Genomic DNA, 19616 nt, shown 5'->3' with positions numbered 1-19616 from the left:
TAAGTAAAATTTGTGTAAATTCAGATATAAGCCTTGATAAAAATACCGTCTTCACGATATTCCTCTGAAATCAATTCTCCTGTCTCTCTAATCTTTGCAATACTTCCAGCTTCTGTGTAAGGAACTAATCGCTCAATATATTCCTTATTTCCACGCATCAAAGTAGCCAGGATTTCTCTTACTTTATCCAGGCCTTTTCCTGTCTTAATGGAAGTGTGTACTGTATAATCAGCCCTTAAATCGTGATAATCCAACTCATCTTCAAGCTTATCTACTTTATTAAAAATAGTAAGAACAGGTTTGTCACTAACTCCTAATTTGTCCAAAGTCTCATATACGATTTCCATCTGGCGGTCCATCTGAGGATTGCTAACATCCACCACATGAATGATGAAATCTGCATATTTAGCTTCTTCCAATGTACTCTTGAAAGCATCCACCAAATGATGAGGAAGCTTTCTGATGAATCCTACTGTGTCTGTGAGCAGAATCTTTTGATCATTATCCAAGAGGAGCTCACGAGTGGTTGGATCAAGGGTTGCAAAAAGAGCATCCCACTCAAGGATGTTTGCATCTGTAAGTTTATTTAAAAGTGATGATTTGCCTGCATTTGTGTAACCAACAATAGCCGCTACAGGCACGCCATTTCGCTGTCGTTTTGAACGTGTAAGCTCACGATGGTTTACAACATCATTTAACTCTTTCTTCAGCTGAGTAATGCGCCCTGCAATAAGACGCTTATCCATCTCCAGCTTTTTCTCACCAGGACCACGAGTTCCGATAGCACCACCGCCACCTGCTGCAGTACCACCCACACGGGACATGTTTTTACCAAAGCCAGTCAATCGAGTCATCTCGTATCTAAGCTGTGCCAGCTCAACCTGAATCTTTCCCTCTGCTGTGCCAGCACGGGCAGCAAAAATATCAAGGATAATAAGGGTTCTATCCATGACCTTTGTATCTAGCGCATCAGCAAGATTGCGCATCTGTGCTGGTGTTAATTCATCATCGCAAACAATACCTGTAGCCTCTGTCTCCCAAATTAAATCGGCGATTTCCTCAACCTTGCCAGAGCCCACATATGTGCCAGGATTTCTGCGCTCCAGATTCTGCATGATTTCTCCCACAACCTGTGCACCGGCAGTTTCACAAAGCTCCGCAAGCTCATGAAGGGAATCCTTAGCCTCTACCTCGTCCCCTTCATTAACTGATACAAGTATTACTCTTTCTATAATCTTTTCTGTATTTACCATTTAATATCCTATCTTTTCAAAATCTCTTATAGTTACATTCTACAATGTTGTTTTATTTACTGCAATTTAATTGTTATTTTCTCATTGACTATATTTCCTACAAGTGATATTTTTATATCGAAATTAAATATTTTGCTAGGGGCGCATATGCTGAGAGGTGCTTGCACCGACCCTTAATACTTGAACTGGATAATACCAGCGTAAGGAAGCGATAGACGAATCTCCTAGCATTGATGTATGAAGGGAGATTTTTTTAATGATTAATCACATGTCTAACGAAAAAACTAAAATCACATTTTCTGCAAAGCAACTAGCTTTTTGTGCTGCTTCTATGGCACTTGCTTTTGTTTTGTCTAATATTAAGGTATTTAAATTCCCAACTGGCGGCTCAATTACATTACTTTCAATGCTTGTTGCTTGTCTTCCAGGTTTCTGGTTCGGCCCTATTGTTGGAATTATCACAGGTGTTGCCTATGGATTGCTAAACCTCATTGTTGATCCTTACATTCTTTTCCCAGCACAGGTTATTGTTGATTACATACTCGCCTTTGGTGCTCTTGGATTATCTGGATTCTTCAAGGATTCTAAATATGGTCTTATCAAAGGTTACATTGCTGCAGTTTTAGGACGCTACGTATTTGCGGTAATCTCAGGCTGGATTTTCTTTGGCGAATGGGCTTGGGAAGGTTGGAATCCACTAGCTTACTCACTTGCATACAACGCAATCTACATCTTTGCTGAGGCTGCTGTAACACTTATCATTCTTTTCATTCCACCAGTAAGAGATGTCATGAACAGACTTAAAAATATGGCTACTGAATAATTCTTAATAACAAAAACGCCAGAGGTAATCTCTGGCGTTTTCTTATTCTAATGTTGCTTTAATTTCTATTACTGTATTGATAGGTTCCCCACCGGCTTCCAAATCGTAATCAATTAAAAGATTGATTTCGGTATCCTTTTGCTCGATTACAAGACGCTTTGTGTGAACCACAATAGTCATCATGCCCATTGGTGTATTGTAAGCATTTCTGGTTCGAGCCCCTGGGGCAAACTCAAGCTTTGATTGAATGTCTCCTTTTTGAGTCAATGTAAGCTTGTTGTGTTCAAAGCTTATTAGACAATCTACCTTTTGGCCCTCTGGCATAACTCGATTATAAGAAAGGTAACGCTTACTACCTCTATCAATAAATGAACCCACATACTCCTCATTTGTAGTCTCTGATTCGTGGCCCATCTTTTGCTTGGAGCAAAGTTTAATATTACATTTTGTTCCTGTCATTATTTATTTCCAATCTATTTTTGTTCTCTAATTAATTCACGAACAGCATTTATCTGATTTGACAAATGAACATGCATTATATCCTTCAGGAAATCTACATCTCTTCTGTCGAAACCGTCAATTATAGATTTATGTTCAGATATAAGCTGCGCGTAAACAGATGGATTCTTTACATATTCGTAACGATATCTGTACATCTGCTCTCTTGCAGAATTGATTATGTTTTCAAGCTTAGGATTTGCAGCGGCCGCATAAATCACATCATGGAATGCCTCATCAGCCTCCACAATCTTTCGAACATCGTCAGTTCTAGTAGCTGACTCAAATGCCTTCATAGCTTCCTTGAGCTCTACAAACTGAGCATCTGTCATTCTTTCGCAGGCACATACCACAGCAAGAGCATCAAGTGCATCTCTTACTTCCAGCACATCCTGTAAATCTTTTTCTGTCATTTTAGCAACCTGAGCGCCCTTGCGAGGAATAGTAACAGCAAGTCCCTCGTGCTCAAGCATTCTGATTGCTTCTCTGATAGGTGTACGGCTAACTCCAAGCTTTGTAGCTAAATGCATTTCCATTAGCCTCTCACCTGGCTTGAGTTCGCCCTTAAGAATAGCTTCGCGCAGGGTGTTAAACACCACATCGCGAAGTGGTAAATAATCATCCATTTGAAGTGTAAGATTTTCAGTCATTCTGTTTAAATCTCCTTATTTCATGTGTGAAACTAATTAATACTTGTTGTTAAAAAGTGTAGTGAGATAAAGCTGCTTTACAAGCTTGCTCTCTGTAAGTGCTTCCTTGGCTGCCTTTGCTGTTTTGTTGTCTTCAAAAAAGCCAAATACAGTAGGACCACTACCACTCATCATTGCGCCAACTGCTCCATGATCCAGCATGATTTTCTTTATATCAGCAATAACTGGATGTAGCGGAATTGTAACCTCTTCAAGTACATTTCCCATGTGGTTGCAAATGGCATGTAAATCCTGATTTTTAATATCTGAAATCAGCTGATCGATGTCTGGATGCTTAACATTGTCAAAGCATGTATCCAAAGATTCATATACCTGCTTTGTAGAAACTGAAATGCCTGGCTTTGCAATAAGCACTGGGCACTTCACCATTGGTGAAAGTGGTGTGAGCACCTCTCCAATTCCCTCTGCCAAAGCTGTACCACGCATTACACAGTATGGTACATCGGCTCCGATTTTGACGCCTCGCTCCATCAAATCTTTTCTGCTGAGATTCAAATCAAAAAGTTTATTTATTCCAAACATTACAGCAGCTGCATCTGTAGAACCGCCTGCCATGCCTGCTGCAACAGGAATATGCTTTTCCAGGCTGATATGCACACCAGTGTGTATATCAAACTCCTCCATGAGAAGCTTTGCTGCCTTAATGCAAAGATTGTCATCGTTAACAGGAAGGAAGCGAAGATTGGTGCTCATGGTAACAGCATCCCCCTCCTGCTTCTTAATGCTGACCTTGTCAAAAAGATTGACTGTCTGCATAATCATTCTTACTTCATGATATCCATCGTCCCTGATTCCTGTAACATCAAGTCCGATATTTATTTTTGCTAATGCTTTAAGATCTATATTATCCATTGAAAAGAAATTACTACTCCATTAAAATTTGTACTTGTGTGTATTTTGTACTTAATTGTTCTTTGTATTCAATCTTAATAAATTTTAACAAAGATACCACACTTTTACAAGAATTTTGTATTAAAATAAATACAATCTAATAATAAATATTTCTCAATTAGCATCCGATAATAAGAATAGGAAAAGGATTTCCATATGGTTTTTTATTCATGGCCACAGTAACAAGGAGGTTATTATTATGGAGTTAAGCACATTAAACAGCGTATCTTCTAATATAGCAGGTACCTATTCTAAGACTACAAATTCTGATGGTTCGGTTACAGAAACACTTGAATTCAATGCATCAAAACAGGAAATCAGCGCATCAAAGTTTTCTGATGAAGCTGCTGTTTATGAAAAATCTGATGAACAATCACTAACAACAGACAACTACAAAAAGACAGATAGAACTGCTCTTATTCAGCAGTTGAAAGCTGACCAGGAAAAGATGATTAACAATCTTTTAGATATTGTTATGAAGACAATTAATGGTCAGGGCAGCACATTTGCTATTGCTACTCAGGATGATATGTGGAAATTCCTTGCAGAAGGTAAATTCACAGCAGACGAGGAAACAATTGCAAAGGCAAAGGAAGATATTTCCGAAGATGGATACTGGGGAGTTAACCAGACATCTGATAGAATTGTAGATTTTGCTATCGCACTTTCTGGCGGAGATACATCAAAGGCTGACATGCTCTTAGATGCTTTCAAGAAGGGCTACGAGCAGGCAACTGGAACTTGGGGCAAGGATTTACCAGACATCTCTTCTAAAACTTACGATGCTGTATTAGATAAATTTGAGCAGTGGAAGAATGGCTCCTACAGTTCTGGATCTAACTCAGCAAATAATGCAGGTGCATCCGGCGGAACATCCATCACATATATGGAAAACATTTCCACTGTAAGCTCATCTACATATATTGAGACCTAAAACCATCTTAAAACTAAATAAATCAAGGCTGGTCAAATTGACCAGCCTTTTTTAATGTACCTTTTACATAAAATATGTTCTATTGTTTTGCTTTCTCATCCCAAACCTTTACATCAATGCCAACAACATCTGATGTAAATGGTGTGCCATCTTCTTTTTCATAATGCAACTGAGCTTTTTTAACATACTTAAATCCGATGTATAAAAGTGGAATGTTGCAGTATGCGATCAGAATGTTTGCGAAATCTGATAAATCCCAAAGGGCACCTAAGTCCATTCCTACGATTGATGTAAGCATACCAAAGCAGATAACTATTATATCGAGTATACGAATAACATTTATAAACACCTTGCTTCTGCTGATTCTGTTTGCACAGATTTCTGAGAAAGACATGAAGCCTAACAAACATGTGAACGCAAAAAGTCCAAAACAAAGTGAAATAAGTAAGGTTACTACTACATTAAATGCTGTGCCTGGTGTAAGCTCTGCTGCTGAGGCAAGATACTTTGGAAGCTTGCCAAGCTCGAACCATGCTTCACCTGCATCTGTGAGCCATACACGACCCATGATTACAACAAAGCCTGTAAGTGTACAGATAACAATTGTATCAAGGAAAACTCCTATTGCCTGAACACAGCCCTGGTCACATGGATGCTTTGCATCTGAAGCAGCTGCTGGCATTGTGATTGTACCTTGACCTGCCTCATTAGACATAAGACCACGCTTTACGCCCTGCATAAGAGCGATTCCAAATGCTCCACCGAAAACTGCTTCTGGCTTGAATGCCTCTGTAAATACTGCGTAGAAGAACCATGGAATTCTTGTAAAGTTGATGACAATAAGTATTACAACAGTTAACACATAAACAATTGCCATGATTGGAACAAGTACATCAGTAACCTTTGAAATCTTTTTTGTTCCACCAAATGAAACTGAGATAGTTGCAATGATAACAATTACAAAGCCAATCCAATATACAGCATGTGTGGTTGGAAGCTCCTGTCCACTAACGATGCTTGCTATCTGGCCCATTGCAGAGACTGTGTTAAATCCCTGTGCTGGGAAGCAAAGCAATGCATATATAATGTACATAAGTGATAACACAACACCAACTATTGCAGAATTCTTTATAAGTCTGCGTCCATAGAAGGCCATACCACCTACATATTCATCATCTTTTCTCTCTTTGAAAATCTGAGAAAGTGTAGACTCTACAAATGCTGTAGCCATTCCAAAAAATGCAGAAATCCACATCCAAAGAAGTGCACCAGGGCCACCTACTGATACTGCGCCTGTAACACCAAGGATATTTCCAGGTCCTACTCGCATAGCTGTTGAAAGGAAGAAAGCAGCAAGTGGTGAAATACCAGTCTTTGCCTTGCTAGTCTTTAAAACTTCTATTCCTCTCTTAAACTTTCTAACCTGAATAAACTTTAGTCTGATTGAAAAATAGATTCCTGAACCAATCAAAAGAATAATCGCCAGTGAAAAGTTGCCCAGAATAGGTATGTTGGCATACCATTCAAAATTTGTTGGGAAATCCCAGAATAAATCGGACACTACCTGTATTTTGCCACAGACAGTGGTAATGATATTTAAAATTGTTTCCATCATTTATCCTCCCTATAATTACATAATATCTTTTTTATCTCTCTACAACAATATAAAAATCTTATACCCTCAATTAATAAATAATCTCTTTATTATGTCTTCTATCTATATACACAAAAAGGTCTAGCTTTCGCCAGACCCTGAATTCACCCATATACTATTTACGCTTTGCGAGAACAATTGCCTCATCCTTAAATGCGATTCCCGAGAAATCATGCTTAAAATGAACAACTTCTCTATTAACTGATGGAGTAACAAAAGTTCCATCTACATCTATTACAAGCTCAATATCCTGATCATACTGACTTAACTCTTCAATAAAATCTCTAATTCTCATGCTAACCTTCTTCCTTTCATTACAAATTTCACACTTTTTTCAAAAACTCAGTTAGCTTATCACGGTTTCTAATTAGAGTCAAGTCTATGTTAGAATTGTTTACATTGGCGTGCCAACCTCAATCAAATTGCCATCTAGATCATAGAAACGCACAACCTTTTGTCCCCAGCTATGTGTCATCAGCTCGTTAACATATATAGTATCAGGATACAACTTTTCCAGCTTTTCAATAAAAGCCTCAATATCCCTTTCTTCAAAATATAATTCACAGGAATTATTTCTATGAACTATATCCTTATTAATAAAACTGTTCCATATCTTCTCATCCTGAAGAACCAAGCCTTCTGTCAGAATCATGTTTCCATCATTATCTAGAAGCATATCCAGTCCAAACAAATCATGATAATACTTCTTTGAAGCTTCTATGTCTTTTACTACTATGAGTACATTCCTTAGTTTCATAATATATAGCACCCTTTTTACATTTAATATATTGCAGTTAAGTTTATTTTCTTGTTTTAAAATATCACTTAACCAACTACTGCTACTTGGGCCCAAATTGTTAAGTGAATTTGTAAAAGTTAAAATTTAAACTTAAAACTCACACTACTGGTTAAGTTTATTTTTTAAAAAAATTATTTTCACTTATATTTTTTCCTAAAATTATTTAGTCACTTAAGTGAAAAATAAGAATCTCATTTCACACTTAACTTTTTGTTAAGTTTATTTTCAGCATTACATATATCACTTAACTTGTCTAAATACTTTTAGGCAATTACACTGATTTTTTAAGTGAAAAATCAAAAATTACTTATTTCACTTAACCCAACTCTTCAATTTTAAGTGAAACTCAGGATTTTATAATTCCCACTTAACAAAGCTCCCCAAAAACTCCACTAGCTGAGTCAAAGCTGTAAAGTAAGTAACCAAAATCAACATTCTACACTTAAACAAAGCCCCTCACTACCTACATATAATCTGATTACGCCCAGTTTCCTTGGCTTCATATAGGTTGTCATCGGCGCGCTTTAATGTTTCATCTGTGGTTTCACCTGGGACAAGAGCAGTAAGTCCAAAGCTCATAGTGATTTGGCGATCTGTGTCTGGAATATAAATAGTGCGAACCTCATCCATAATCATGGAAAGCTCTCTTCTGGCGATATCCAGCTCCCGGTTCTCAAAAATGAGAAGGAATTCCTCACCACCCCAGCGAGCTGAAAAGCCTTTACCTACCATGCCGGCCTTCAGTTTGTCTGCTACTGATTTAAGAATCACATCACCAATTTCATGGCCATAGGTGTCGTTAACCTTTTTAAAGAAATCGATATCTGAAATACAGACGCAATACTTATTTCCCATTTCTACTGCCTTCACTCTGATTTCTTCCAACTTCTTATCAGCTGAGCGACGATTGTTGAGCTCAGTAAGAGCATCATATTCTACAAGCTTCTTTAATGAGCCTGCCATTCTCTTACCATCTGTAGCCAGATGCTTTATCTCATCATCTTTTATTATGAGTTCTCGTGGCATTTCAAAATCAAATTCACCATTGGCAAGGCGGTTCATGTATTTGTCCATTTTGAAAATTCTACCTGCCAGCTTATTTCCTTCATGGACCATAATGAATCCAAAGAATACTGCAACCACTACACATATAGCAATAATAGGAAGTACATATTTGAAGACCTCTTCTTGAACATCTTCCGCTGAACGACATACAGCAATCATACCAATGACTTCATCTTTTTCATCCTTTAAGACTGTATAGTATGCAAAGCTCTTCTTATCATATACAACCACATTATCATAGAATACACTTTCACCAGTTTTCAAAACTTCGTTTTTAACAACCGCTGCAGCCTTTGTGCCCATGGCACTGTTTCCATCTTCATCCTTAAGAGTTGTAAGTATTCGTGTGTCTTCTATAAATATAGATACATCAATATCAAGGAAATCCGACATAGTTGCTATAAGGGTATCCTCACCATTAAGCTTTTGTTCGCCCTTATAAATCTCTATTTCCCCTTCTTCGCCTGTTTCTTCTATTCTATAATCGCCAACATAAAAATCATCAAAAACAAAGCCTATCAATTCTGCATCATGAATTAATTCATCCTCAATCTGATTAGTGATTGACGCTCTTACAATACTTACGCTTGTCACAATAATTGCCACAGTAAGCAATACTACAGGAACTAACGTCATAGTAAGCATCTGCTTTTTTAAACTATCTTTAAAATCACTTTTAGCCATGTTTTTCTCCTCTAAAAAACATCATTGTCAAATATATAATACTTCATTTTCAGGGGAAATAATATGAAATAACAGTGAATAAACATGAAAAAAGCAGGCACAGAACGCACCCGCCTTTTCCATGTTGAAGGATTTTGTTAGAAAAAGAAAGTTACTTATTGCGGCGTGCCTTAACTAAGGCAAATACCGACTGAAGGATTATGAAAATACAAAGGAGTGCTGCCGTTGCTATGTTTGCCCAACTAGAAAGGAGCTTTCCGTTTGTATTAACTAGTACTGTAATTGTACCGTTGATGAGAACACCGAATAGTGAACCGATTACGTTTCCTACACCACCTGTAAGAAGTGTTCCACCGATAACGGCTGATGCAATAGCATCCATTTCAAGACCCTTTGCCTGGTTTACTGAACCTGACATTGTATTCAAGCAGTAGAGAATACCACCGATTGAGCAAAGGAATGATGACAGAATATGTGAAAGCATTCTTGTCTTTTTAACATTCAAGCCCATCATTGTTGCTGATGTCTGGTTACCACCAACAGCGTAAAGGTTACGACCAAACTTTGTGTACTTTAACATCAAGAAGATAATTACAAGTACAACAAGGGCAATAACAACTGTTGGTCTCATGTAAGGAACAACTACCTTACCATGCTTGTTAACCTTTCCAAGGAACTCTGGAAGATTGATTTTTGAATTTGCCCAAGCATAGAATACTGGGTTGTCAGCTTCTGTAATAGAAATCTGACCAGAGCAGATAACTGCTGTCATACCTCTTCCAAAGAACATACCCGCCATGGTTACAATGAATGGCTGTATCTCTAAATATCCAACTAAGAATCCCTGAACTGCGCCAAATACAAGGCCAATTACAAGAACAAGAATTACCATTGGAACAGCCCCCATGTGCCATTCTGTCATGCCATAAACAAGTAACATACAGTCCATGGCGATAACTGAACCAACTGAAATATCAATTCCGCCTGTCAACATAACACATGTCATTCCGCAGGTTACGCAGATAAGACCGGCATTGTTGATAAGGATATTTAGGAATGTCTGTAAGTTTCCAAAACCTTTATCCTGATAAATCAGGCAGCCTACGATATACATAAATATGAAGAGGCCGATTGTGATAAATATTAAAACTGTATTTGGATCTAATTTTCTTCTCGTCTTCATTATGCTGCCTCCTTTATGTGAGCCTTCTGGGCCTTTCTTGCTGCCATGTAGGCTTTGAATGCAGGAGCCTGCACTACTACGATTATGATAACGATGATAGCCTTAAACACTGGAGCCTTATCTGTTGAAACACCCATAGCAAGAAGTGTTGTTGTAATTGCCTGGATTGTGTAAGCACCAATGATTGAGCCAGCAAGGTTGAATTTACCACCACCAAGTGAGTTGCCACCAAGTGCTACTGCAAGGATGGCATCCAATTCGTAGTTAAGACCAATGTTGTTTGAATCTGCTGAGTAGATTCTTGATGAAGCTACAATACCTGCGATACCAGCACAGATACCACAAACAAGGTAGCAGATAAAGCAAATTACATCTGAGTTGATACCAGAAATTCTAGCAGCTCTGCTGTTGATACCAACCGACTGGATATAAAGTCCAAGTGCCGTTTTCTTTAAAAGAATAGTTACTATTATGATTACTAATGCTGCCACAAATACTGGTGTAGGTATTGGGCATCCCGGTAGGAAGTTACCTAAATATTTGTAAGGCTCATATCGTATATACGTAATCTGGTTGTTGCAAAGTAACAAACCGATTGCTCGTGCCGCCGTAAATAAAATCAAGGTTGCGACCATTGGTTGTATCTTTAACTTTGATACCAAAGCACCGTTCATTGCACCGCAGACACCACCCATAAGTACACCAAAAAGCATTCCGATTCCCATTGGAACCATCAGCTCGTTTACTGAGTTGTTGCCGTAGCCTGCAAGTAACATACAGCAGCTACATGCTGATAATGACATTACTGAACCAACGGAAATATCAGTACCTGCTGAAACTGCAACTACAAGTGTCTGTCCTACTGCAAGGATTGCGATTTCTGAACCACGGTTCAAAATATCGATTAAACGTCCAAACAAAACACCATCCTGTATCTTGATTGAAAAGAATGCAGGGCTCTTAATCAAGTTGATAAGCAAAACCAAAATCATACAGAAGATTGGTAGGAATAGTGGTTGTTTTGTTAATTTCTTAAAGTTTTCCATTATTCTGCACCTCCTGCTATGGCTGCCATGACTGTTTCTTGGTTAAGATTTTCAGTAATTTCTCCAACCTGGGCGCCATCGCGCATTACGTACATTCTTGAGCATGTACGAAGCATTTCTTCAATTTCAGAGGAAATAAATACAATGCTCATTCCCTCTTCTTCCGCAAATTTCAAAGCCAACTTCTGGAACTCTGTCTTTGTTCCAATATCAATACCTCTGGTTGGCTCATCCAAAATTAAGAAATCAGGATGTGTGCATAACCATCTTGCAAGGATAACCTTTTGTTGATTACCACCTGACAATTGATTAATAGGAGTTTCACGAGATGCTGTCTTGATTTGAAGCATGTCGATAAACTTGTCTGCAAGTTCATTTTGTTTTGAAACAGGAATCTTTTTGAACATTCCGTTTCTAGCCTGAAGGGCAAGAATTATATTCTCCCTTACTGAAAGGTCGCCTATACAGCCGTCAGCCTTTCTATCATCTGGCAAATATCCCATGCCTGCTTTGATAGCATCAAGAGGTTCTTTTACATTAAGATTTTTGCCTTTCATTTTCAGAGTACCAGTTTGAGCTTTATCAGCACCGTAGATGCAACGAACCATTTCTGAACGACCAGATCCCAAAAGTCCTGTAACACCAACAACCTCACCTTTCTTAATTTCAAAATCAAATGGTTTGATTGTTCCCTTATGGCTAAGGCCTTTGGCTTCCACAACAACTTCATCAGATGTGTGTTCTGCCCCTTCCTTTTTGATAGATGCCAAATCATCAAAATCCTTACCAAGCATTGCCGCTACAAGCTTGACACGTGGCATCTCCTCAACTGTGTACTCTCCTGCAAACTCGCCATTTCTGAGAACAGTGATAGTATCGCATACCTCATATACCTGCTCCAAGAAATGAGTTACAAATATTATTCCAACTCCCTTTGCTTTCAAGTCACGCATTACCTTAAAGAGCTTTTCTACTTCGTTATCATCAAGTGATGATGTTGGCTCATCAAGGATTAGAACCTTACAGTCCATATCTACAGCTCTTGCAATAGCTATCATCTGCTGGATTGCAAGAGAATAATTTTCAAGAGCAATAGTTACATCAATATTAATTTCCAAACCATCCATTATTTCCTTGGCTCTCTTATTCATTGTTCGCCAATCGATGGTTCCTATTTTTGTTTTTGGCTCACGGCCGATAAATAAGTTTTCTGCAACAGTGAGGTTTGGACAGAGGTTTACTTCTTGATAAACTGTTGCAATGCCCTTTTCCTGGGCTTCTAATGTTGAATGATTAATTACAGGTCCATCAACTCCAGCAACGTGGATTTCACCTGCGTCAAGAGAATATACACCAGTCAACACCTTAATCAGTGTTGATTTTCCCGCACCATTTTCTCCCATCAGTGCATGTATTTCACCCTTTCTCAGGGTAAATTGAGCATGATCCAAAGCTTTAACTCCGGGAAAGGACTTAGAGATATCTCGCATTGTGATCAACAAATTTTCATCCATAATTCTTCAACCTTTCCTTTTAAAATAAAGGGGAAGGAATTGCCCTTCCCCTATTTGCATTACATATTAATACGATTTAGTAAGATGCCTGTGATGCTGCGTCTGTTACAACTACAAGATCTTCAGTAACTTCCTCACCTGCATTGTTTGTGTATGTGATGCTTGAAAGGATATCCTCAGCAACGTACCATGGCTCTGTCATGAATGTCTGCTTTGCAACTGTTGCACCAGACTCAAGCTGCTGAACGATGTCTGCACAATACTCACCCTGAAGTGGGTAGCACATGAAGTCTGCATTGATATCGCCTGACTCTACATACTCAAGACCTGCCTTGCAAGCGTCGAAAGAAATAAGGATAACGTCTTTGTCTACACCATAAGAAACACCAGCTGCCTTCATAGCATCCATAGCACCAAATGCTTCGTTATCGTTCTGGCAAACAACAACGTTGAACTTGCCTTCATAAGACTTGCAGTATGATTCCATAACCTGCTGTCCACCATCCTGTGTGAAGTCACCATCCTGTGAATCAAGGATTGTCCAACCTTCAGCATCAGCGATCTTCTTGAATCCATCTGTACGTCCGATCTGAGCAGATGAACCATTAGAACCTTCGATTACAAGGATGTTGAGGTCTGAAATGCCCTTAGCCTCAGCGTAATCCTTTAACCATGTACCAGCTGCAAGACCTTCGTTCATGAATTCTGAACCAACCCATGAAACATACTTGTCTGAATCATCAATTGTTCTATCGATAACGATTACTGGAATACCAGCATCCTCACACTCTGTAAGAACTGTGTCCCAACCTGTTGAAACGATAGGATCGATTACGATGTAATCAACATCATCCTGGATGAACTGACGAACTGCTTCGATCTGTGTTGCTGAGTCATTATCGCAATCAACGAACTGGAGGTCATATCCATTCTCCTCTGAGAATGCAGCCTGTACTGAGTTTGTTGAAGCTGTACGCCAATCTGACTCATGACCAACCTGTGCGAATCCAACTGTGATTAAATCACCGCTTGCTGCTGCATCATCACTTCCAGCATCCTCTGTTGTCTCAGCTGCAGCTGTGTCAGATGATGTATCTGTTGAAGCTGTGTCTGATGCGCCACCACAAGCTACCATTGATGCAGCCATAAGGCTTACGAGCATTCCTGCTACTATTCTTTTTTTCATAAGGTTTTTCTCCTTCCTTCTCCTTACCAGGCCCCTTATTCCTGGTTGTTTTTTATTTTCTATAATTAATTTAGCAAAGGCTAAAAAATGCAACAATAAAATCACCCTAATTTCAAGGCTTTCTAAGAATGCGATAGTACCAATATTCTTCTTTTTGATATTTCCCATACCAATTCACAAACATTTCCCCTATATTCGTTTTCACCGTGAAATTTTTTTGAAAGAAATGTGGAAAATTTATGATTGGTATGTTTTCACTATTGATAAATTTCATACCAATTTTCACTGACATATGTTAGAATTTTTATAGATAACGTGGAAACTCTTATGATTAAAGGTGAAATTTTATGATTCCAAAATATATTTCATTAAAAAATAAATTAAACAATGACATACTGGAAAATAAATACCCTATCGGCTCAAAGCTTCCTACTGAGGTAGAATTAGCAAAAGAATACAAGGTTAGTCGTTCCACGGTAAGGCAAGCTTTGGATTTGCTTGTAGAGCAGGGTATCATCGATAAACATTGGGGTAGCGGAAATACGGTAATCGCCAAAAGCGATAATTCAAAAAGTAAAACCGTAATGGTGCTGTTGCCAAACAATAAGGATGCGGTTTTCACTGATGTTTTTTCTGATATTAGTTCTATGCTAATGAAAAACGGTTTTGAGGTGGAGTTCCATAGCACCCAAAACAGCTATCAGCTGGAACGTCAGTACCTTCAGCTACTTATGAACGATATTTATGCAGGGCTTATTATTATGATGGCCCGTTCCAATTTTCCATCAACTAATGTTGATTTGCTCCAGTTTCAATGCAAACGCCAGCTTCCTATTGTTTTCATTGATACTGCACCTTCGGCTATTTATAATCCTGTAATTATCTCTACAGATAATTATGGCCGCGGCTACCAAATGGCTCGTCATCTTATTAATCGTGGCCACAAAAAGCTTGGCGGAATTTTTGTTAATGACAACTACTCTTCCATCCAGGCCTTCTCCGGATTTACTGACGCCATCCGTGACGCCAATCTTGAAATAATGGATAATAGTTTTCATTTTTGTAACTACCATGATCCTCAGGGTGTTAACTCTCGTACCAATGCCGGAATTAATCGTTTTTTGAAATATGCGTATGATACAGTATCGGCTGTTTATGTGGACGATCCTAACATCACCGGCGATGGCACATTTCCTATTTTCACATCAAGCTTAACCCCATCCAAATCTTTGGGTAAGGAGTGTGCCAATGCAATCATGGAAATAAAAAAGAATGGCAACAGCAAATCTGTCACCATTCCATTTAAAGCTAATTAATATTTTCTATTTTGAATGTAGTCCTCTGTTAATTCATCAGGTGTAAACGTATTCTCATCAACATAAGTTATTTTAGGAACTGTCTTTCCCTGATTTAACATGTTTACTATATTGTACAGATATGGGCCCTGCAGAGGATTGCATTCCACTACAAAATTTATCTGTCCGTTCATACAAAGTTCCAATGCATTTCTTGTGGCATCAAATGAAACCACAGTGATTTTACTTCCTACACCGTACTTCACTCCAGCTTCATTAAGTGCTGCAATGGCCCCCATTGCCTCTTCATCATTTTCACAATAGAGCACATCTATGTCACTGGCATCCACTTCTTCCAATGTATTTTCCATTATTTCTCTAGCTTTAGCTTTTGTAAATTCACCGCAGTCTTCTGCTACGATGTTCCAATTGCTATGCTCCTCCATAGCTTTTGACAAAGCCTTTGACCTACCCAGTTGAGCCGATGATTCCAAAGTTCCCTGAATGTGAACAATATTTAAATCCTCGGTCACACCATCTCCATCAGAATCGTACATCTTTTCCAGATAAGAAACGGCTGCCTCTCCCTGAGATTTAAAATCAGAACCCACAAAAGCTGTGTACAATGCTTCATTAGAAACATTGACGTTTCTATCGCAAATTATTACAGGAATCCCTGCCTGCTTGGCTTCCGATAAAACAGTATCCCAGCCAGTTTCAACTATAGGGCTAAGGATGATGTAGTCCACACCCTGCTGAATAAAGGTACGAATATCTCGAATCTGATTATCCTGTTTTGACTGGCCATCCTTGTATATCAGCTTGTACCCCTTCGACTCAGAAAAAGCTTCCTTAACTGAATCAGTAAGTGCTACTCGCCATGCTGATTCAGCTCCTGGCTGAGAAAAGCCTACCACAATCAAATCGGAGCTTTCCTCTTCTGTCACTTCACTCTTTTTTGAGTCTCCGCAACTGATAAATGTGGCCAGAACTATACAAGCCAATATAAAGCTTAAAACCCTCTTTTTCCTAAACATTGATTATCCCCTTCTCGTCATGCTTCTGCTTTGGAATCACTACAGTGATTGTGGTTCCAACTCCCTCGGTGCTGGAAATTGTAAGACCATATTCCTCACCAAACAAAAGCTGCATTCGCTCATGAACTGTGCGCAGACCAAATCCTATCTTTTCCCCATTTACGATTGCGGCCCTCATCTCCTGCAATCGTTCTTCGGTCATGCCCGCACCATTGTCCTTTACTACAAGCTCAATTCTGTCATCCAAATCCACCGCTTCAACTTTGATTGATCCCTTTTCACGCTGAAGCTTTATGCCATGATAAATACTGTTTTCAACAAGTGGCTGAAGTGTAAGCTTCGGTACTGAATACCCATAAAGACTTTCAGGAATGTTTACCTGATAATCCATTCTATCCTGATATCTGGTTTTCTGAATTGCCAAATAGCTGAGGACATGCTTTTCCTCCTCTTGAAGGGAAATAATATCCTTCCCTCGGCTTAAGCAGAAACGGAAGAAATCAGAAAGATCGCTAACCATCTTTATACTCTCTTCTTTTTTGTCAGCCTCAATTAACCAGATGATTGTATCCAAAGTGTTGTACAAAAAATGTGGATTAATCTGAGCCTGTAAAAGCTCAAGTTCCGCATGTCGTTTTCTTCTCTCAGCTCTCTTATTTTCCTGAATAAGAGTGTTGAGCTTCCCAACCATCTCCTCGAAACCATCTGACAAAGTTTGTATCTCTGCCTGAGCGGCATCAACAGGAGTCTTTGGTTCGAAATCTCCATTTGTAATATCGTTCACTCGGCCTGCTAACTTTGTGAGAGGTGAAGTGATGGCTTCTGTAGTCTTCGCAACGTAGAAGATAATCAGAAACACCACTATTACAAACACCGCAACTGTTCCAATAAGAATATACTCAACCTGTGTGGTAATCTCTTCCTGAAGCTCACTAAGATGAACCGATTCATAATACAGGTAATCGTACATATAGGTCTGAATCAAATCAGTCAGAATATAGATATTGTTTTCCAGCTGAGTCATTCCCTCATCATAGGTCTCAGCATTATCCACTTCTTCCATTCTAGTTTCCAGGGTTATGCACAAATCTCGCACCGACTCTATGGAATCAATACTATCTTTTTCTGTGGTTTGCTCCAAAAGCCGCTCCGCCAACTCCCTGGCTTTTTCAACCTCTTCTGTTGGCTTTCCATCGGCATAGGCACTATCACTAACGTAATAGAACATCTTTAAATCTACATCACTTTTGAAATCCTGGTTGAATGCAGACGCAGCTGTAACATTATGAAGAATTGTTCTGTATTGAAAAGCATTCCAACATAAGAGACCTATGAGTACCGCAATTACGATACTCATAGGTACAAAAATCACCACTATTAACCTTCGAAGCATAACGCTCATAGAAGGCTTTTGTTTTTTGTTTGTCACTTCAACACTCATACTCCCTGCCCTTTCGCTCTGAATTCCTTAGGGCTAATTCCATAAGTTTTCTTGAAAATATAGCTAAAGTAATGTGGGTCCTTATAGCCCACCTTTTCCGCAACTGCAGAGGTCTTCTCCTTTGTATTTAAAAGCAATTCCTTGGCATGCTCCATGCGCTTTGATGTAATGTATTCAACAAAGGTAGTTTTATTTTCTCTTGAGAACATTGCAGACAGGTAGCTAGGTGAAATATTTATTTCCTTTGCCACCTCATTTAAGCTCAAGCTTGAATCGCAATAATGCTCGTTCACATAATTGATTGCTGCAGAAAGCTGTGACTTTGACTGGTTTCCTACCAAATCCTTTCTCTTTGCAATGGCAGCTCTAAACATATCTGAAACAACATTCAAAACTGAGTCGCTTGTAACCTTTTCCAAGTTTCCTCTTGTGCTGGAATCCAAAACATTATCTGAATCCACACCAAGCTTTTTCAGATAATCACAGACACACATATACATGGTCATTGCAAAATATTTGCAGAATATGCTAGAGCTCAATGCACTTTTCGTCTGCTGATTTACTATGTTATCAAGGAAATCATCTATCTCTGACTCACCTGCATTTTCCAAAAAAAGCATAACAAGACGCTGGTCAATTGTATTAGCACTATCCTCACCAAATGTGCGCATAGCTTCCACATCCTGCTCTGTGAAAATATGACCATCCGGATTGATAAAGCGACAGCTGAGTCTTTTGTTTGCCTGCTGACAGGCCTTTGCAAACTCTGACAGTCTGGTTATCACACCACTTTGTGCCAAATACCAATGTATCTCATCATCGTAGACCATACATCTACGATTGATATTTTCTATTAAATTAGTAGTATTGCTTTCGATTGTGGATTCATCGCCCTTAACAATGATTGCATAGGTATCCATATTCCAATGGAACACAATGTATTCTGGACAGCATTTTAGATACTGCATCAGCTGTTCTGACAAACGAGCCATGTGCTTTGAATACACTGGTGCTGTATGCATTCCTGTCATTGGGGTAAAATCCAAAAGAACAAGGTTGTAATGAGTAGTATCTAGAGAAAGACCAAGCTCCTCTGACTTCTCATAAACCTCAGATACGGACATAGTTCCACTAACCAGCTGATTAAAAAATCTGACTCTGGCGAACTGTTCGTATTCCTGACTTTCTGCTTTGAATTGATCTAGATATTTGTCTCGTTCATTTTCCTTATCAAGCTTTGATTTGGCATCATTCATTACATCCCCAAGCTTATCCTTTGTGATAGGCTTTAAAAGATAATTATCTACGCCAATGCTGATTGCCTCCTGGGCATAAGAAAAATCATCGAAACCACTGATGATAATGATTCTTGTATTAGGAAGTTCCTTTTTGATCATTTTGGACAGAGAGATTCCGTCCATGAAAGGCATCCTGATGTCTGTGATTAACACATCAGGCTTTGTCTGTCTAATAAGAGGTAATGCCACCTCCCCATCGGCGGCATCACCAACATATGCAAAGCCATATTGCTCCCATGGGAAGCTGGCCTTTAATCCGTCTCGAATGACAATCTCATCCTCAACTAAAAAAACACTATACATTA

Annotated in this window: 18 protein-coding genes and 1 riboswitch; of the genes, 3 read left to right on the top strand and 15 right to left on the bottom strand. The window is 38.9% G+C overall.

What is annotated here, in order from left to right; all coding sequences use genetic code 11:
- Window positions 1-20: 20 nt before the first annotated feature.
- Entirely contained in the window at window positions 21-1253 is a 1233-nt protein-coding gene (gene hflX / locus BMY66_RS09740) for a GTPase HflX (protein ID WP_033151687.1), read from the bottom strand.
- 127 nt (window positions 1254-1380) lie between these two features.
- Window positions 1381-1477: riboswitch (TPP riboswitch) on the top strand.
- A gap of 32 nt (window positions 1478-1509) precedes the next feature.
- Between hflX and thiT the strand changes: the two genes are divergently transcribed.
- The gene (thiT, locus tag BMY66_RS09735; protein WP_033151688.1) at window positions 1510-2076 is read left to right on the top strand and encodes an energy-coupled thiamine transporter ThiT; all 567 of its coding nucleotides are present in this window, start codon (window positions 1510-1512) and stop codon (window positions 2074-2076) included.
- Window positions 2077-2118: 42 nt separating this feature from the next.
- On the opposite strand, the gene BMY66_RS09730 is transcribed toward thiT, so the two are convergent.
- From BMY66_RS09730 to ispE, 3 genes are read right to left on the bottom strand one after another with little or no spacing between them, the layout of a single operon-like run.
- Complete coding sequence (locus BMY66_RS09730; protein ID WP_074789966.1) at window positions 2119-2535, bottom strand: YwiB family protein; 417 nt, start codon at window positions 2533-2535, stop codon at window positions 2119-2121.
- Between the two features lie 14 nt (window positions 2536-2549).
- Complete coding sequence (locus tag BMY66_RS09725) at window positions 2550-3224, bottom strand: GntR family transcriptional regulator (protein ID WP_044935728.1); 675 nt, start codon at window positions 3222-3224, stop codon at window positions 2550-2552.
- Between the two features lie 36 nt (window positions 3225-3260).
- Window positions 3261-4136, bottom strand: coding sequence for a 4-(cytidine 5'-diphospho)-2-C-methyl-D-erythritol kinase (ispE, locus tag BMY66_RS09720; protein ID WP_044935727.1), 876 nt, complete (start codon window positions 4134-4136; stop codon window positions 3261-3263).
- Between the two features lie 238 nt (window positions 4137-4374).
- Here ispE and BMY66_RS09715 point away from each other — a divergent pair, with 238 nt between their 5' ends.
- Window positions 4375-5109 (top strand): hypothetical protein, encoded by a 735-nt coding sequence (locus BMY66_RS09715; RefSeq protein ID WP_242942703.1) that lies wholly within the window; start codon window positions 4375-4377, stop codon window positions 5107-5109.
- Between the two features lie 79 nt (window positions 5110-5188).
- Here BMY66_RS09715 and BMY66_RS09710 read toward each other — a convergent pair whose 3' ends face one another.
- The 8 genes from BMY66_RS09710 to BMY66_RS09675 form a co-directional block, all read right to left on the bottom strand.
- Window positions 5189-6721 (bottom strand): alanine/glycine:cation symporter family protein, encoded by a 1533-nt coding sequence (locus BMY66_RS09710; protein WP_090394998.1) that lies wholly within the window; start codon window positions 6719-6721, stop codon window positions 5189-5191.
- A gap of 157 nt (window positions 6722-6878) precedes the next feature.
- Window positions 6879-7058: a hypothetical protein gene (locus tag BMY66_RS09705; protein ID WP_044935721.1), complete on the bottom strand. Its 180-nt coding sequence runs from the start codon at window positions 7056-7058 to the stop codon at window positions 6879-6881.
- A gap of 99 nt (window positions 7059-7157) precedes the next feature.
- A complete protein-coding gene (locus BMY66_RS09700) occupies window positions 7158-7520 on the bottom strand; it encodes a VOC family protein (RefSeq protein WP_044935718.1) in 363 nt (120 codons plus the stop codon).
- 501 nt (window positions 7521-8021) lie between these two features.
- Window positions 8022-9311 (bottom strand): diguanylate cyclase domain-containing protein, encoded by a 1290-nt coding sequence (locus tag BMY66_RS09695; protein ID WP_090394997.1) that lies wholly within the window; start codon window positions 9309-9311, stop codon window positions 8022-8024.
- 151 nt (window positions 9312-9462) lie between these two features.
- Window positions 9463-10494, bottom strand: coding sequence for an ABC transporter permease subunit (locus BMY66_RS09690; protein WP_044935715.1), 1032 nt, complete (start codon window positions 10492-10494; stop codon window positions 9463-9465).
- Window positions 10494-11540: an ABC transporter permease gene (locus tag BMY66_RS09685; RefSeq protein ID WP_044935713.1), complete on the bottom strand. Its 1047-nt coding sequence runs from the start codon at window positions 11538-11540 to the stop codon at window positions 10494-10496. Before BMY66_RS09685 ends, BMY66_RS09690 begins: the two co-directional genes overlap by 1 nt.
- Entirely contained in the window at window positions 11540-13054 is a 1515-nt protein-coding gene (locus BMY66_RS09680; protein WP_090394996.1) for a sugar ABC transporter ATP-binding protein, read from the bottom strand. Before BMY66_RS09680 ends, BMY66_RS09685 begins: the two co-directional genes overlap by 1 nt.
- Before the next feature lie 76 nt (window positions 13055-13130).
- Window positions 13131-14240 carry an ABC transporter substrate-binding protein gene (locus tag BMY66_RS09675; RefSeq protein ID WP_044935707.1) on the bottom strand — a complete coding sequence of 370 codons (1110 nt, stop codon included), beginning with the start codon at window positions 14238-14240 and terminating at the stop codon, window positions 13131-13133.
- A gap of 347 nt (window positions 14241-14587) precedes the next feature.
- On the opposite strand from BMY66_RS09675, the gene BMY66_RS09665 reads away from it, so the two are divergent.
- Complete coding sequence (locus BMY66_RS09665) at window positions 14588-15556, top strand: GntR family transcriptional regulator (protein WP_090394994.1); 969 nt, start codon at window positions 14588-14590, stop codon at window positions 15554-15556.
- On the opposite strand, the gene BMY66_RS09660 is transcribed toward BMY66_RS09665, so the two are convergent.
- From BMY66_RS09660 to BMY66_RS09650, 3 genes are read right to left on the bottom strand one after another with little or no spacing between them, the layout of a single operon-like run.
- Window positions 15553-16572, bottom strand: a complete 1020-nt coding sequence (locus tag BMY66_RS09660) for an ABC transporter substrate-binding protein (protein WP_090394993.1) — start codon at window positions 16570-16572, stop codon at window positions 15553-15555. The two genes, BMY66_RS09665 and BMY66_RS09660, sit on opposite strands and share 4 nt — an antisense overlap.
- Window positions 16565-18013 (bottom strand): sensor histidine kinase, encoded by a 1449-nt coding sequence (locus BMY66_RS09655; protein WP_242942702.1) that lies wholly within the window; start codon window positions 18011-18013, stop codon window positions 16565-16567. Before BMY66_RS09655 ends, BMY66_RS09660 begins: the two co-directional genes overlap by 8 nt.
- Entirely contained in the window at window positions 18010-19614 is a 1605-nt protein-coding gene (locus BMY66_RS09650; protein ID WP_090394992.1) for a response regulator transcription factor, read from the bottom strand. Before BMY66_RS09650 ends, BMY66_RS09655 begins: the two co-directional genes overlap by 4 nt.
- Window positions 19615-19616 lie beyond the last annotated feature (2 nt).

Source organism: Pseudobutyrivibrio sp. C4 (genome assembly GCF_900111635.1).
In the GTDB taxonomy this organism is placed as follows: Bacteria; Bacillota; Clostridia; order Lachnospirales; family Lachnospiraceae; genus Pseudobutyrivibrio; species Pseudobutyrivibrio ruminis.
Note: the sequence above shows the minus strand (reverse complement) of the source record. Positions and strands in the feature narration are given on the sequence as shown.